Source organism: uncultured Thermosynechococcus sp. (genome assembly GCF_938074695.1).
GTDB lineage: Bacteria > Cyanobacteriota > Cyanobacteriia > Thermosynechococcales > Thermosynechococcaceae > Thermosynechococcus.
Genome location: NZ_CALJEM010000035.1, coordinates 32,839 through 48,768, shown reverse-complemented (window position 1 = coordinate 48,768; position 15,930 = coordinate 32,839). Strand labels below are relative to the sequence as shown.

The 15,930-nt window shown below is 54.1% G+C and carries 12 protein-coding genes and 1 pseudogene; 4 read left to right on the top strand and 9 right to left on the bottom strand.

What is annotated here, in order from left to right; all coding sequences use genetic code 11:
* Positions 1 to 649, bottom strand: a 649-nt coding sequence (gene rpe / locus Q0683_RS05950) for a ribulose-phosphate 3-epimerase (protein ID WP_298617427.1), incomplete at its 3' end; no start/stop codon positions are given.
* Between the two features lie 196 nt (positions 650 to 845).
* On the opposite strand from rpe, the gene Q0683_RS05945 reads away from it, so the two are divergent.
* Positions 846 to 1,526: a hypothetical protein gene (locus Q0683_RS05945; RefSeq protein ID WP_298976773.1), complete on the top strand. Its 681-nt coding sequence runs from the start codon at positions 846 to 848 to the stop codon at positions 1,524 to 1,526.
* 2 nt (positions 1,527 to 1,528) lie between these two features.
* Here the strand turns inward: Q0683_RS05945 and miaE are convergent, their stop codons facing one another.
* From miaE to Q0683_RS05925, 4 genes are all read right to left on the bottom strand, one after another.
* The gene (miaE, locus tag Q0683_RS05940; protein ID WP_298616390.1) at positions 1,529 to 2,116 is read right to left on the bottom strand and encodes a tRNA-(ms[2]io[6]A)-hydroxylase; all 588 of its coding nucleotides are present in this window, start codon (positions 2,114 to 2,116) and stop codon (positions 1,529 to 1,531) included.
* Position 2,117: 1 nt separating this feature from the next.
* Entirely contained in the window at positions 2,118 to 2,609 is a 492-nt protein-coding gene (locus Q0683_RS05935) for a universal stress protein (RefSeq protein ID WP_298616392.1), read from the bottom strand.
* A 180-nt stretch (positions 2,610 to 2,789) separates the two neighbouring features.
* Complete coding sequence (gene ubiE / locus Q0683_RS05930; protein WP_298616395.1) at positions 2,790 to 3,467, bottom strand: bifunctional demethylmenaquinone methyltransferase/2-methoxy-6-polyprenyl-1,4-benzoquinol methylase UbiE; 678 nt, start codon at positions 3,465 to 3,467, stop codon at positions 2,790 to 2,792.
* 115 nt (positions 3,468 to 3,582) lie between these two features.
* Positions 3,583 to 8,229 carry a translocation/assembly module TamB domain-containing protein gene (locus tag Q0683_RS05925; protein WP_298976769.1) on the bottom strand — a complete coding sequence of 1,549 codons (4,647 nt, stop codon included), beginning with the start codon at positions 8,227 to 8,229 and terminating at the stop codon, positions 3,583 to 3,585.
* 224 nt (positions 8,230 to 8,453) lie between these two features.
* On the opposite strand from Q0683_RS05925, the gene Q0683_RS05920 reads away from it, so the two are divergent.
* Entirely contained in the window at positions 8,454 to 9,173 is a 720-nt protein-coding gene (locus tag Q0683_RS05920) for an SDR family oxidoreductase (protein WP_298617423.1), read from the top strand.
* A gap of 50 nt (positions 9,174 to 9,223) precedes the next feature.
* Here the strand turns inward: Q0683_RS05920 and clpX are convergent, their stop codons facing one another.
* The 3 genes from clpX to tig form a co-directional block, all read right to left on the bottom strand.
* Entirely contained in the window at positions 9,224 to 10,534 is a 1,311-nt protein-coding gene (clpX, locus tag Q0683_RS05915) for an ATP-dependent protease ATP-binding subunit ClpX (protein ID WP_298616402.1), read from the bottom strand.
* A 32-nt stretch (positions 10,535 to 10,566) separates the two neighbouring features.
* A complete protein-coding gene (gene clpP, locus Q0683_RS05910; RefSeq protein WP_298616405.1) occupies positions 10,567 to 11,256 on the bottom strand; it encodes an ATP-dependent Clp endopeptidase proteolytic subunit ClpP in 690 nt (229 codons plus the stop codon).
* 84 nt (positions 11,257 to 11,340) lie between these two features.
* The gene (gene tig, locus Q0683_RS05905; protein ID WP_298976776.1) at positions 11,341 to 12,780 is read right to left on the bottom strand and encodes a trigger factor; all 1,440 of its coding nucleotides are present in this window, start codon (positions 12,778 to 12,780) and stop codon (positions 11,341 to 11,343) included.
* A gap of 302 nt (positions 12,781 to 13,082) precedes the next feature.
* Here tig and Q0683_RS05900 point away from each other — a divergent pair.
* Together Q0683_RS05900 and gltX are read left to right on the top strand one after the other, a co-directional pair.
* Positions 13,083 to 13,285, top strand: a pseudogene (locus Q0683_RS05900) (hypothetical protein); the annotation flags it as partial.
* A 54-nt stretch (positions 13,286 to 13,339) separates the two neighbouring features.
* The gene (gene gltX, locus Q0683_RS05895; protein WP_298616408.1) at positions 13,340 to 14,800 is read left to right on the top strand and encodes a glutamate--tRNA ligase; all 1,461 of its coding nucleotides are present in this window, start codon (positions 13,340 to 13,342) and stop codon (positions 14,798 to 14,800) included.
* 145 nt (positions 14,801 to 14,945) lie between these two features.
* Here gltX and cysK read toward each other — a convergent pair whose 3' ends face one another.
* Positions 14,946 to 15,911 carry a cysteine synthase A gene (gene cysK / locus Q0683_RS05890; protein WP_298616410.1) on the bottom strand — a complete coding sequence of 322 codons (966 nt, stop codon included), beginning with the start codon at positions 15,909 to 15,911 and terminating at the stop codon, positions 14,946 to 14,948.
* Positions 15,912 to 15,930 lie beyond the last annotated feature (19 nt).

Genomic DNA, 15,930 nt, shown 5'->3' with positions numbered 1-15,930 from the left:
CGGCGATCGCGGCAGCGTAATCAGGCGCCTTAAAGACGGCTGAGCCGGCCACGATGGCATTGGCACCCGCTTCAAGGACTTGCCAAGTATTGTCCGCCTTCAGACCACCATCCACCTCAATCCAAGGATCTAGGCCGCGCTCTTCGCACAATTGCCGTAGCCGTCGAATTTTCGGCAGCACTGCCGGGATAAACTTCTGACCCCCAAAGCCAGGATTGACACTCATAATCAGGACAAGGTCGCAGACATCGAGAACATACTCAATGAGGTCAAGGGGGCTAGAGGGATTGAGCACGACCCCCGCCTGTTTGCCCAGTTCGCGGATTTGGCACAGGGTTCGATGCAGGTGCGGTGAAGCATTATGTTCGGCGTGAACTGAGATAATATCGGCACCGGCCTTGGCAAAATCAGCGACGTATTTTTCTGGCTCGACAATCATTAAGTGCACATCGAGGGGCTTTTGGGTCAAGGGGCGAATCGCCTCAACAATCAATGGCCCAATCGTGATATTAGGAACAAAGCGACCATCCATCACATCCACATGAATCCAGTCGGCTCCCGCCCGATCCACTGCTTGAATTTCCTCACCCAGACGACTGAAATCAGCAGAGAGGATGGAGGGAGCAATCACGACGGGCTTAGCACTCATGATCAATTGATTCCGTAAATAACGTTACAGTCGTTCTTCAGTTTACCGAGCGATCGCCCCCACGGCAACTCTGCAACGCAAAGACCACTTTGGTAACTGCCTATGCATAGCCACTGCCAGCCGACGGTACATTTTATAGTAGGCAACAAAGAACACGTCTGCACCACCAGACCATCATCCAAAGGTGAGACACCAAATGTTCAAACAGCGCACCAAGATCATTACCATTGCAGCCGGGCTACTGGCCTCAGCAATGAGTGGCTGTGGCTTCATTGTCAGTGAAACAGAAATCACAACTCAACCCGATCAACCCGTTGCTCCCCCCGCAGCCGCTCCCACCCCCCCTGAACCCACCGAAACCAGCGCTGCCGGATTTGCGATTGCCGCCTTGACCCCACCCACCAACCCCAAAACCTACATTGAGGGGCTTGGGAATACTGGTCGCCCGAATCCCTTTGAACCTGTTCCACTACCAAATACGGCTGACGTTAAGAATAGCGGGAATGGTGGCACGGTTGAAGGGGGTGGCACCGGCACTTCTAGAACAGAGGGTAATGGTACAGGCGCTAGTGGTACCGCTAGCCGACCTACGCCCCCGCCGCCACCGCCTCCGCCCCCACCTGTTGATGCTCAAGCCGTGAAAGTTTTTGGTGTGGCTGCGGTGAAGGGTCGTCTCCAAGCGATTATTCGCTCACCCAAGGAGAATGTCACCCGCACTGTGCAGGTGGGGGATACGATCGCCGGCAATGTGATTGTGCGGGCGATTGATGCCTACGACACCACACCCGCAGTGATTTTGGAGCAATTTGGTCAAACCGTACGCCTCACGGTCGCTCAACCCACCACCGCCCAAGAGGCAACACCACCGGCCATCTAGGGCTAACTGTGAATCCGGGGCAAGGGGTAGAGTGTGCTGAGGATCTCACTTTCCAGGGCGGCCAACTGCTGCAATCGCTCTTGCACCACCTCTTGACCAAAGGATTCATAGGCCAAGTACCAATAGGTGCCGTAGTGGCGTGCCTCAGAGGTCACTAGGCTAGCAAAGAACTCCGCTAGTTCCCGATCTGGACAGTGCTGAGCCAACAGTTGTAACCGTTCATGGCTGCGGGCTTCAATCAACGCGCAGACCAATAGGGTATCCAAGAAGCGCTGGGGTTCCTGCTGACGGACAGCAGCATTCAAGCGAGAGGCATAGGGGGGTGCACTCAGGGGGGCAAGGGCAATGTGGCGGCGCTCTAGGTGTTGATTGACCTGGCGAAAATGCTCTAGTTCCTCTTGGGCAATATCGGTAAGGGCATCCACCAGAGGCTTGTGGGAAGGATAGCGAAACATGAGATTGATGGCGACGCCGGCAGCTTTGCGCTCACAGTGGGAGTGATCCAACAAAATCGTATCTAGGTGAGCGATCGCCTGCTCCACCCACTCAGAACGGGTAGGTTGGACAAGAAACTTAATGCGAACAGGCATCTCAATCACGGTGACGCTGGACAGTGAGCACAGAACAGGGGGCATTGTGGAGCACATAGTTGCTGACACTGCCGAGGAAAAATTCACTCAAGCCCTTGAGACCCCGCCGCCCCAGCACAATCAAATCGCTTTCCCAATCTTTGGCCAGATCACAAATCGCACGACCGGTATCTCCCAAGGCTTGCGTAAATTCTGTGGACACGCCCTTTTCATTGGCAATTTGGGTCAAGTTGCGCAGCATATCCAAGCCTTTTTGCTCAAAGTTTTCCCACTGCTCGGCATAGGCACGCATCACCTCTTCATGGAGTCCCACGTACACACCCGAAGCTAAAGGGGTGCTAAAAATCGGGTCAGGATAGGATTCACTAGTGGGCGAGAGGACATGAATCAGCATCATGCGAGCTTGGTAGTGCTGTGCCAAATCCAGTGCCGTTTGAAAAACCTGTTCTCCCAGTTCGCTGTCATCCACCGCAACGAGAATTTTTTTATACATCCTGCCCTCCATATGCCCTGCGGTTTACCTACAGCCTTTTTCACAGCTATTGAGCATGACTCAGAGCGACTTGCCCCCGTTCCTAAAAGCTGAGTATGCCTCGTGAACTGTATAGAAAAAGGCTGTACTTATAGCTTAGAGGATTCCCGGCGGGCTTAAGTCTAACATTTGTAACATGGATTACTTTTGTGCAATGGTAATCGCCATCAGTCCGCCGAGAAGGGGGTAGTGCGTCACCCGCTGAAAGCCCGCTTTTTGAATCAGGTCGCAGAGGGTAGGGGGAGTGGGGAAGGCCTGAATGCTCGGCCAGAGGTAGTCGTACTCTGCCGCCAAGCCGTACTGACGGGCAGTGGGCACTACCCACTGTTGCAAATACCACTGTTGAAATTGCTGGAGTGCAGGGGTTTGCGGATGGCTAAAATCCAAAATTGCTGCGCGCCCACCGGGAATAAGAAGTCGAAACATTTCGCTGAGGGCTTGGGGAATATCTGACACGTTGCGTAGCCCGTAGCCGATGGTGATGCCCTGAAAGGTTTGATCTGCACAGGGTACAGCTAGAGCATTCCCTTCAACCCATTCAATTTGGGAGTAATGGCAACTGCGCTGGCGGGCGATCGCCAGGGGTGCCTTCGCAAAATCCAATCCCACGACCCGCCCCTGCCGCCCCACTTGCCGTGCTAGGGCACGGGTTAAATCCCCCGTGCCACAGCAGAGATCTAAAGCCGCTGCCCCTTTAGGCAGTTCCAGCCAGTCCACAGCCATTTGTTTCCAGACATGGTGAAGGCCAAAGCTGAGTTGATCATTGAGGCGATCATAGATGGGGGCAATGCGCTCAAATAGGGCTTGAATTTCGGTCATGGCTTCAGAGGGGACAGCGGCAGCACCACTGCAACCGCATGTGCACTCATTGTGTCTTGCGTTTTTCCCTATGGTAAGCAAATCTGATGCCGCAGTGGAACTGCTCTGCTACCCCTTAAAAACGGTAGCGAAATTCAACAAAGCCTGTGCCCTCACCCCTGGTGCTCAGCTGCCCGCCAAGACGAATCTGCTCTGTCACCTGAAAGCCGAGGTTAAGCCGTGTCGGATCATTGGGGGCGGTTAGCAATTGCAAGAGGGAAACCGAGGTAAAACGATTCACTTGAAAACCAAGTTCAGCCCCTACGGCAAGGCTTGGGGCTTGGCTTTGGGCTTGGCGATCGGGGGGCACCACGGTCGGAAAAATCCGAAAGGAGGTGCGGTTACCCGTGGCCTGATCAATCAATGCCTGTAGGTTGTTGAAAAGAGCAGATCCGGCGAGACTGGCCACCACTGCTTCTCCTCCCACTTGGTTGAGATCTGCAATTGAGCCACCGCTCATCAAGGTGAGAAGTTCGGCCGTGCTGCGCGAAGGGGTACTGGATAGCTCAAGCACTGCGGGTAAATTCGTTTGGAGCTGACTGATACGACCCTTAAGGCGGGCAGTAATATGCACAGTATTCAGTGTCCCTAAACTGGTGGCCGTTACGGAACCCACATCGGAGAGTCGCGTCACGGTGCCGGGAGTATAAACTTCGGTGGCAGTGGCAGCAAGGGTGAGGTTGAGTTCGGGATCTAAGCCATTGGCGGGGGTAAAGAGCACATAGTTCTCCGCTCGCTGCTGCAGCAAAAAGAGGGTGGTGAACAAATTCAGTTGCCCTCCCGTGAGGCGAATTTTGCCGGCGGGCTGGAGACTGTCGAGACTGCCATTGAGGATCAAACTGCCATTGGCTGTGAGGTTGAGAACGGGCGATCGCGTCACGCGCAAGGAATCCGGAATGGTAATTTCCAAGTTATCAAAGGCTGGGGGTTCAAAGAGACGACTAAAAGGAGCAGCTAACCCATTGTCATTGGCAACACCATTGATAGCGCCCAAATCAAATCGGCCTTGGCTGAGTTGGACACTGCCCCCCAGATTGGGACTCAGGAGTGTATCTGTAATCACGAGTGTGCCATCTACTGTACCGCGATAGATATTGCCGGCATTGACTTGCAATTGTCTCAAGGACGCGGTGAGGGGTGTGGCAGCATCGAGATCATCTGAGGCCAAGGGAGTTTGAATGGGCAACACCCCTGCCATGGTAATTTGCCCTTGGCTAAAGAGACCTTGAATGCCATCCACCCGCAGGCGATCGCGATCGAAGCGGATCCGCGCACTGAGATTTGTTACTGGTTCCTCAAAGACGGGAGTTTTGATGACCGCATCGTCCACACTGAGGACGCCGTTTAGAAGGGGGTCTTCCCATGTTCCTCGCAATTCGACTTGGAAAAGACCTTTGCCCTGCTGCCATTGCACCTGATCCGTAAAGAGATTTATCAACGATAGTCCTTCATCTTTGACACTCACATCCAGCGCCAACTGCGGATCAACCACAGGTCGTGGATCAAGGGGATAGATCAGGGGAACTGAACCCGTAACTATTAGCGGCTCTGGAGTGTTAAAGCGGGCGATCGCCTGAAGGGCAAGCCGATTTTGGGCATAGCGGAAGGTGGCATTGGCAGCTTCAAGGGGACGCTGATTCAATCGCCCATCGGCAAGGGTCGCTTCACCAGTGAGAATAGGCCGCTGCCATGAGCCGGTCAACACCGCTTGGGCATTTACTTTACCTTCAACCTCTACCCCAGGAGGCAAAAGACTCCCCACAAGACTGACGGGAAATTGCTCAAGCCGCAATTGGGCATTTTGCCGGTTGCCGCCCACCGTCCCATTCATGTTGAGTTGGCCCCTGTTGGCCAAGAGATTGAGGCTCGTCAGCACCAGTTGATTTTGGGCAAAGCGACCGCGACTCAAAAACTGATCCAGGTGGTAATTTCCCCACTGCCAATCGGCTCCCTTGAGATCAAAACTGGCCACAAGACCCGACTGGGGAGTTTGACTGAGGTTGATTTGGCCATTAAAAGCCCCCTGAAGTTGATCCAAGGGGGGCAGCAGTTGTGGCCGCCGCACCAAAGCCGCTTGGGCTTGCAGCAGATCAATTTCAGCAAGGCGGCGAATTTGCGTGAGCAGCGAGACTTGGAGACCTTCTCCGGCCCTAGGGAGTCCCAAATCTGCCGCGGTGCCCCGAGCAGTGGGTTGGCCAATCCCAACAGCAGTGGCGAATCCCGTCAAATCCGCTAGATTGCCTTGGGCAATCGTCAACTGCGCCCCCCATCGTTGGGGCTGGAAATCTGCCGTCAATTGATAGCGACTCTGACCTTTTTCAAAGAGACCAGAGTGAATTGTCCAGCGATCGCGACTCAGACGAAATTGTGCCTGCAGGCGATCGCCCCGCCATGCCCCCACCCCCGGTCGCTCGACGGTAAAAGTGCCCTGCCCCCTCGTCCAATTTTGCAACTGTAGGCTGCCAGAGGCGACTCCGGCAAGAATGGCCTCGTTGGGGAATTCTGGAGGACGTAACCGCAGGGATTCTACAGGAAACTGCTGGAGACGCAAATCAAAGTTCTCCCCGTGGCGCTGGCCAATGAGTTGTGCCTGTTGCCGTTGAATGAGTAGGGAGTGGGGGAAACCATCGGCAGCCAAACGCAACGCCAAGCGATCGCCCCCCCCTTGAAGATTGAGGGTTGCCCCCTGTTGCCGGCTCAAAGCCAGTGTTCCCGCAAGCTGAGGAGCAAAGCGCCAACCATTCACAGCTAATCCTTGAGTGAACAGCGACCCCTGAAATTGGAGATTGTTGAGGCGTCCGGTCAGTTGACCTTGGAAGGAGGTGGTGCCCGCAAGGGTAAGGGGAACAGGTAAATTCGGTTTCAAGAAGGTGCTTAAGGTACTCAGGGGGAGATTTCTGGCTTGGATGCCCAATTGAATGTCCGTGGGTTCTAAAGCCGCTAAATCAACGCCAATCGTTCCTTGGGCACGAATGGCACCAAGGGTGGCTTCTTGGACTTGGAGTTGCTGACCATTCCAATGCACAGCGGCAGTGAGGGGAGCACCGCTGGGGGTTTGATCTACTTGGAAATTAGCTTTGGCTCGAATGGCTGGCAGCGTCAGCTGATCCACCCGCCCCTGGGCGATCGCTTGCCCACTGAGGCGACCCTGTAAATCCCTGTGAAATTGCCGCAGAGGAATACCCTCCGCCTGAGCCTGTAACTGCCACCGACCAGCGACGGCTTGCACTTGCCCCCGCAGACTTCCCCCCAGAAATTGCATTTGAAACTCAGGGATGAGCAGTTGCCTTTGCGTGAGACGGGCGGTGCCCTGCAGGGGATACTGGCTAGTAGGCAATTGAAATACCGCATTAGCCTGCCAGCTCTCTGGGCTGCGCAGATTGCCACCAAAGTCCAGTTGGGCAAAACCTTGCCCCAAGGAAACTGGCAAAACCACACCATAGCGGTGGGCGATTGCCTGCAAATTCACCTGCTGCGCCTGAGCTTGCCCACGAAACTCACCGCTGGGTTTTACCCCCACCCTTGCCCAGAGCTGTCCCCCCTCCGCCAGTCGGGCGCGACCTTCCATGACGCCGACCCCTTGCTCAAGGGAGGCGATAAAAGGTAACTGTACCTGCTGGAGTTTCAATCGATCCACTTGCAGGGGAGTGTGGCTGCGCAGCTCGCCCCTGATTTGAGGATTGGCGAGGTCACCCTGCACCCGCAGGCTGGGAATCTCCACCTGCCCCCTGAGAGAAACAGAGGGCGCCATCTGCAATGCCTTGAGGGTGGGAGCCAGATCAAATTTGGCCACTTGGGCATCAATGTTCCAGCCTTCTTCGGAACTCACTGTGCCTTTAGCCTGCCAGCGGAGATTGGCGATCGCCCCGCGCAAATAGTGGAGCTTGGCTTGATTCCCCTGCAATTGGACATGGGCTTGTAACGCCTTAATCTCTTGGGGCACAAAAGCGGTGTGCAGCTTGCCATCCCGTAGCCAAATTTGACCCGTGACTGCGGGAGTTTCTGGCAAGGGAAGCTTAACTCGCAACTGTCCCTCTAGGTGGCCGCCTTGAACCCGGATGGTCTCTGGCAAAATTTCATTGGCCAAGGTAAAGGGAACTTGCCGAAAGTCCAAGGCCAATTCCCCCGCCCCTTGAGCCTGATCCCACACCCCCTGCAACCGCCATTCGCCATCCCGCACCAGTTGTCCTGCGGCTTGACCTTTAAGGGCAAAGTTCTGGCGCTGCGGCCAGAGGGTGAAACGGCCATGGACTTGGCGCAGCAGGTAAGCCTGACGCTGAAAGGGTTGAATCAAGACAGAACCATCCTGCACCTTCACCGTGACCTGATTCAGTTGAAAAGGAGTGGATTCCGCTTCTGGCAGCTTCAATGGTGTGCGCCACCACCGCCCTTCGGCATCCTGAACCACAGTGAATTGCGGTTGATGTAGGGTTACCTCAATATTCAAGGGCTGATGAGTGATGAGTTGCCAAGGATTAAAGGACACGTCAATGTGGGAGACGGTAACACTGTCCTCGCTTTGAGGAGAGCTGGGAATGGCCGACAGACCAAAACGAATAAAATTTAGGCCAAACTGCTGCACATTACCAATTTTAACTGGGCGATTGAGGTGCTGTTGCAGTTTGTGGGAAATTCCAGCAGCCAGCTCATAGCTGATAAACCACCATGCCCCTAGTCCTGAGGCAACGGCAATCAGCACGACGTTTGCGATAGCAGCCTCCACAACTCTCCAACCTAGTTGACGGAGTAGGTCTAACCAATCACGAGAGGGGGGTGGTTGCTGCGTCATGAAGCCCGACTCCACTACAGCTGAACAAGAAGCCCAACAGCTTAATCCTAGTACACACAGAAAAGACCTATCTTTCTAATTTGAGGTTTCAGATACCGGTGGATTCTCATGGAGAACAGAAACGCTAAGATAAAAAATGAACGTAAAGAAATGTAACAATGAGTGTCTTAGCAGATCGTGTGGTGTTGGTGGTGGGCGCCACCGGTGGCATTGGCCAAGCAGTTGTTGAGGAACTGCAGGGCAGCGGCGCCCAGCTGGTATTGGCGGCACGCTCTAGCGATCGCCTGCAAGCTCTAGCAGGGCAACTTTCTCCTGCAACAAGGGTGCAAATTCAGCCCTGTGACATCACCCAGCCCGAGCAAGTCAGCCAATTGATGCAAGCTATTCGTAGGGAGCAGGGACGCCTCGATGTGTTGATCAATGCTGCCGGTGCTGGCCTTCTCAAGCCCTATCAAAAAATTACGGCAACTGACTTGGATCAGATGTTAGATCTGAACCTCAAGGGCTGTTTTTACACTACCCAGCAGGCCGCCGAATTAATGAAGGAGCAACAGCAGGGACATATCTGCACTGTGGTCGGCATTCTCGGTAAGCATTCCATGGCCTTGGCCTCCGCCTACTGTGCCGCTAAATTTGGGGTTGTGGGCTTCAGTAAGTGCATGGCCGAAGAACTCAAGCGCTACGGCATTCGCTTTAGTCTCTTCTACTTTGGCGGTGTGGATACCCCCTTTTGGGATGCCGTCAGCCTCAAAGTGGATCGCCAAAAACTCCTGCGCCCCGCCACCGTTGCCCGCTTTATCCGCGCTGCCCTAGAGACGGATGCCCATGCAGTTCCCCTTGAGCTGAGTTTGATGCCCGATAGCCACGTCTTCTTTTAAGTCTCTTAAGAGCTCCATAGATTTGGGCTGGAGGTGTGGGCGATCGCCCCTTACGCCGACAGGGTTGGCAGCGAAGAAGGATGTAAAAGTAACTCAGCTGTGGAGCGTTTTTGCACCATTTCGGGAGTGATGGTACACTCGCGCAGGTCTTTGCGGGAGGGCAATTCGTACATCACATCCAGCATGATCTCTTCGACAATGGCGCGCAGGGCACGAGCACCGGTCTTACGTCGGTAGGCTTCTTGGGCGATCGCTTCCACAGCAGCCGGTTCAAAGCGCAACTCGACACTGTCCATGCGCATGAGTTTTTGGTACTGCTTCAGGAGGGCATTTTGCGGCTGGGTGAGTATCTGAGCTAGGGCAGCCACATCTAGCGGCTCAAGGACGGCAACCACAGGAATACGGCCAATAAACTCTGGAATCATGCCGTACTTCACCAAGTCTTGGGGTTCCAGTTGCTTGAGAATATCTGCCGAGCGTTTTTCCTTGGGAAGAAGTTCGCCATCCCGGACAAAGCCCATCGCTTTTTTGCCCACCCGCTGCTCAATGGTTTTTTCTAAACCCACAAAGGCGCCACCACAAATAAAGAGGATATTGGTCGTATCAATCTGAATGCAGTCTTGGTAGGGATGCTTGCGTCCCCCTTGAGGGGGCACATTGGCGATCGTCCCCTCTAGCATTTTCAGTAGCGCCTGCTGTACCCCTTCCCCAGAAACATCACGGGTAATTGAGGGATTTTCACTTTTGCGGGCAATCTTATCAATCTCATCAATATAGACGATTCCCCGTTGTGCTTCTTCTACGTCCATATTGGCGGTTTGCAGCAACCGCAACAGGATATTTTCCACATCTTCCCCCACATAGCCCGCTTCCGTGAGGGTGGTGGCATCGGCAACGGCAAAGGGAACATCCAGGAGTTTCGCTAAGGTCTGAGCCAAGAGGGTCTTCCCCGACCCCGTTGGGCCAATGAGGAGGATGTTGGACTTTTGCAGTTCCACATTATCGTCGTCCCCCTGACCGCTATCCAAAAGGCTCAGGCGCTTGTAGTGGTTATAGACGGCAACCGAGAGGATTTTCTTGGCTTCGTGCTGCCCCACCACGTGCTTATCAAGAAATTCCTTGATTTGCCGAGGCTTGGGAACTTGGCTTAAGGGACGACTGCGGGGCGTGCTACGGGGCGATCGCGACGGTTTGGGGTCTCGACGGGGAGTAACGGTGGACAGCTCCTCATCGAGGATTTCATTACACAGTTCGACGCATTCATCACAGATATAAACCCCAGGGCCTGCGATAAGCTTGCGCACCTGTTCCTGTGACTTCCCACAGAAAGAGCACTTGAGGTGAGTATCATACTTGGCCATAGGGAACCTCTAGGGTTGCGCGTCGGGTGTACTTAGTGGCTAGGAAGGGTCTGCCGTGTTACCACTTGATCGATCAGACCGTAGGCCTTGGCCTCTTCAGCAGACATAAAGAAATCCCGCTCAGTATCGGCTTCAATGCGTTCAATGGGTTGCCCCGTATGCTGTGACAGAAGTTCATTGAGCTTGCGCTTGTGGTAGAGGATCTCCCGCGCTTGGATTTCAATATCCACCGCCTGACCTTGGGCACCCCCAAGAGGTTGGTGAATCATGATCCGAGCATGGGGCAGCGCCATCCGTTTGCCGGGGGTACCGCCAGACAGTAGAAAGGCACCCATACTTGCCGCCAAGCCAAAGCAGAGGGTACACACATCGGGGCGAATGTGCTTCATTGTGTCGTAAATCGCCATGCCCGCCGTCACCGAGCCACCGGGTGAGTTGATGTATAGGTAAATATCTTTTTCCGGATCCTCGGCATCTAGATAGAGAAGCTGCGCCACGATGGAGTCAGCAACCGCATCGTCAATGCCCCGGCGATCGCCGGCACCCCCACCGAGGAAAATAATTCGCTCGCGCAGCAGCCGCGAATAGATATCAAAGGCTCGCTCCCCCCGCCCCGACTGCTCAACCACCATCGGCACAATATTGGCATGGGTAGGCGGCAAGTTGAGCGCTGGAGAGCGCAAAATGGAACTCAGGGGATGGTCGTAACGCGATTGCAGCATAGTTGCCTAGAATAATGGTTCGTTTGTTATTAATTGTAACTAGCGGTTTGTCCCCGTAGGCATCCTCCCCTTCATTATGCCGAACTATTCTTGGGATGGGGGGGAACTCGCTTTTTTCGCAGAGGGTTTTTGCGCTTTAGATGGGGCTTCAGCCTCTGCCTGGGCCTCGGCAGGGGTATCTTCTGGGGCTTGAGTAGCTGTGTCGGACTTGGTTGGCTGAAATGTATTCTGCTCTAGGAGCCAGTTGAGGGCTTGCTCCTGCTGCACTTCATCGTAGGCCAATTCGCGAAGTCGTTCTGGATCCTTGACCGGTTGGTTCCCCAACGCTTCTTTGTAGTGGTTTAGTCGTTCCTCAACTGCTTCTGGACTGGGTTCAATGCCCTCTTGGCGGGCGATCGCCTTGAGTAATAGACGGGAGTGCACTTCCCTAGCTGCCCCCGGCTCCGCCTCTTGGCGCATTTTCTCGTAGAGTTCCTCAGTCATGATCTTGTTCAAATCAACGCCTTGGGACTGAACTTGCATCAGCGTTGTCCGCACTTTCACCTCTGCTTCTTTGCGAATCAGCGTTATCGGTAATTCCACCGGATTTTGGGCAATCAGGGTAGCGATGAGGGCAGCTTCTTTCGCTTTCTTATCTTGGTTTTCGGCACGCTCTCGATGATTTTGCTCAAGATGAGCTCGCAATTCTGCTATGGTGCTGAATTCACTGTGCTCAGCAGCAAAGGCATCGTCTAGGGGGGGTAGTTCCGGTACTTTAATTTCCAAAAGTTCAATCTCGGCACTTAACTGTTTGGGGGGTTGAGCCTTACCTTCCTCTGCCTCCTGGGGAACAGACACTGTCACCGTTTTCGCTTCACCAACACTCATGCCGACAATGGCAGCAGGAATCTCCTTGAGCAAAAAGGACTGCTCTTCATCCAGGGGCAGAGAGAGTTCCTCTGCCGACAGTTCCTTCACCACCTCCCCATTTTCATCTTTGGTTACCAGCTTCAGGGTGACCTCATCACCCCATTGCGCCGGCCGGTCTTCGATAGGAATGAGGGTGGCATGCTCCCGTTGATACCGCTGCAGGAGCTTCTCAACAGTTTCGGGATGGTAGGTGACAGGAGTGTACTCAATGGTTAGCCCTTTGTAGGTTGTGACTGTAACTTCGGGTTCGATATCAAAGGTGACGCTGAAGGAAAAGTTTTCGCCGGGCTGAAATTGATCCAGTAACTCTGTAATACTCCCTTCAATTGCGAGGTTACCTAGATAGGGGATATTGTTCTTTTCGACGGCGGTTTTGACGGTATCCTCAATCAGCTTTTCCATGACAACAGCGTGCAGCCGCTCTTTGCCAATCTGCTGCAATACAAGTTGGCGGGGGGCTTTGCCTTTGCGAAATCCAGGCACCTGCGTATGGCGAAGGAGATCGTTGACCACTTGGTTATACACCTGTTGAGAGTGTGTCCCCGAAACCTCAATCGTGGCGAGGAGTTGGCTATGGGAGCGGGGTTCAGTTGTCACGGAAATGATGTCAGTCACGTCAGTCAAGGTGATTCCCCTTCGCAAATGGTGTCAATGTAGTGTCCGTTAGTTGTGCGCGATCGCACAAATTATGATTCTAGCGCAAATTTTCCCTACTCTCTATCAGATCAGGCTAACCTTAAAGCTAAACAACAATGCTCACGATGTCAGGGTTTTATAACATTCATAACAAAAGTAATCGTTAGAATCTCCACTACCGATAGGATTAATCAAATCAAAGTGACCCGCTGCGCGGCAAGCCCGACGACACCATCCGCCCTATCCTTAAGCGCCCTGTTAGCTTGCTCCCGCGCACTAGGTCAATGCTGCACTCCATTGGTGTTGGTAATATGACCCCTGCGGGGGTGAAGCTGGTGTATGTGGATCTTAACCCGGCGGTGGTGACCAAACTAGCGGATTGCGGTTCTGTGGAATCGGTGGGGCGCTCACAGATGTGGAGCTTTTCCTCAGCCTGCTGGTGCAGCAGTTGGAGCGGCTAAATCGTCCCTATACCCTTGCTTAGAAGCCCTGTGGCCAATGCGGTAGGATCAAAAGGGTTTTTTATTCGAGGTCAGCAGTGACAGTTCGTGTTCGTTTAGCGCCGAGTCCAACGGGAAATCTGCACATTGGGACAGCTCGCACCGCCGTATTTAACTGGCTCTACGCCCGCCACTGCGGAGGCAAATTTATTCTGCGTATTGAGGATACCGATCGCGAGCGGTCTCGACCCGAATATACCGAGAATATCCTTGAAGGGTTGCAATGGCTGGGGCTGACATGGGATGAGGGTCCTTATTTCCAGAGCGATCGCCTTGATTTATACCGCCAAGCGATTCAAACCCTCTTGGATAAGGGATTGGCCTACTACTGCTACTGCACCCCCGAAGAACTCGATGCCCTACGCTCAGAACAAAAAGCCAAGGGGCTAGCCCCCCGCTACGACAACCGTCATCGCCATTTGACCCCAGAGGAGCAAGCCGCTTTTGAGGCAGCGGGGCGAACTCCCGTCATTCGCTTCAAAATCGAGGACGATCGCCAGATTGAGTGGCAAGACTTGGTGCGCGGTCGGGTCAGTTGGCAGGGGGCTGATTTGGGTGGCGATATGGTGATTGCGCGGGCTGCCCCCCGAGGCGAGATTGGCTATCCCCTCTACAACTTGGTAGTTGTGGTGGACGACATTGCCATGGGCATTACCGATGTCATTCGCGGTGAAGACCACATTGGCAACACCCCGAAGCAAATTTTGCTCTACGAAGCCCTTGGCGCCACCCCTCCCAACTTTGCCCATACCCCCTTGATTCTCAACTCAGCGGGACAAAAACTCTCAAAACGGGACGGCGTCACCTCGATTTCTGACTTTCGGGCGATGGGATACCTAGCTCCCGCTTTGGTTAACTACATAACACTTTTGGGTTGGTCGCCCCCTGAAGGGATGGGGGAACTCTTTACCCTTGATCTGGCAGCTAAGCACTTTAGCTTTGAACGAATTAACAAAGCAGGCGCCCGCTTTGACTGGGATAAGCTCAATTGGCTCAATCGCCAGTACATTCAGCAACTAGAGCCAGAAGAACTTTTGGCGGAACTCATCCCCCTGTGGCGGGGGGCAGGCTATGCCTTTGATGAGGGGAGCGATCGCCCTTGGTTACTGAATCTTGCCCAACTCCTTCAGCCCAGTCTCAACACCCTTAGGGAGGCCATTGATCAAGGGGCAGTTTTCTTTGTACCCACTGTTACCTTTGATGCAGAGGCCATGGCTCAACTGAGTCAACCCCAAACTGCAACCATCCTAGCCTATTTACTAGACCATTTACCTTCAGAGCCAACATTGGCTACAGAAATGGGGCAACACTTGATTCAGCAGGCCACTAAAGCGGCAGGTGTCAAAAAGGGGGCAACCATGCGATCGCTCCGCGCCGCCCTTACTGGCGCCGTGCATGGACCTGATTTAATGGCCACTTGGCAAATTCTCCACCAACGGGGTTGGGATCAGCCGCGACTTGCGGCAGCCTTGAAACAGGTGCACACTGCTAGGGGTTAGGGGGGCGATGAAGATGGTTTGGCTTAAATTAGCCCCAGTGAGTGCTTCGCTCATGACGGTTTGTGTGCATAAGGGGAGCATTCACTAAGTTCAGAGCGGGTGGCAGGTTCGGTCATGGTTGGTCTGTCCTGAACTCAACTGGTGCCTAATGTTGCAAGTAGCTGGGTACCAAAGGCAGAGCATCCTGAAACAGGGGTGTGCTCAAGTAGCGTTCGCCAAAGCTCGGCTGCACCATGACAATTAACTTGCCGGCGTTTTCGGGGCGTTGAGCCACCTGAATGGCAGCGCACAGAGCAGCCCCACTGGAAATCCCTGAGAGGAGACCTTCTTCACGGGCTAGGCGGCGACCGAAATAAATGGCCTGCTCGTCGGAGACCGTGATCACTTCGTCAATGAGTTCCCGCTTGAGTACAGGAGGGATAAACCCTGCACCAATGCCTTGAATTTTATGAGGCCCCGGCTTGCCACCTGAAAGGACAGGGCTATTGCGGGGTTCGACGGCGATCGCCTGAAAACTGGGCTTCTTGGCTTTAATTACTTCTGCCACTCCCGTAATCGTGCCTCCGGTGCCCACTCCCGCCACTAAAATATCCACTTGACCGTCCGTGTCTTGCCAAATTTCCAAGGCAGTGGTTTCACGGTGAATCTTAGGATTGGCGGGATTTTTGAACTGTTGCAGCATAAAGGCCTCTGGGAGAGAAGCCGCAATCTCTTCAGCCCGCCGGATGGCGCCGCTCATCCCCTCGGTGCCGGGTGTCAAATCCAGCTCTGCCCCATAGGCGCGCAGCATGGCACGCCGCTCTGCACTCATCGTTTCTGGCATCGTCAGAATCAAACGGTACCCCTTTGCCGCCGCCACCATTGCTAAGGCAATGCCCGTATTACCGGAGGTGGGTTCCACAAGCACGGTTTTGCCGGGGGCAATGAGACCCGCTGCTTCTGCCTCCTGAATCATGCTCAAACCAATGCGATCCTTCACCGAAGCTGCAGGATTCATGCTCTCTAGTTTGACAACAATTTGTGCCACGCAGCCTTCAGCTTGGGGAATGCGGTTCAAGCGCACAAGGGGGGTGCGACCAATGAGGGCAGTAATATCAGGGGCAATATTCATGGACGAGCAATCTCCAAAT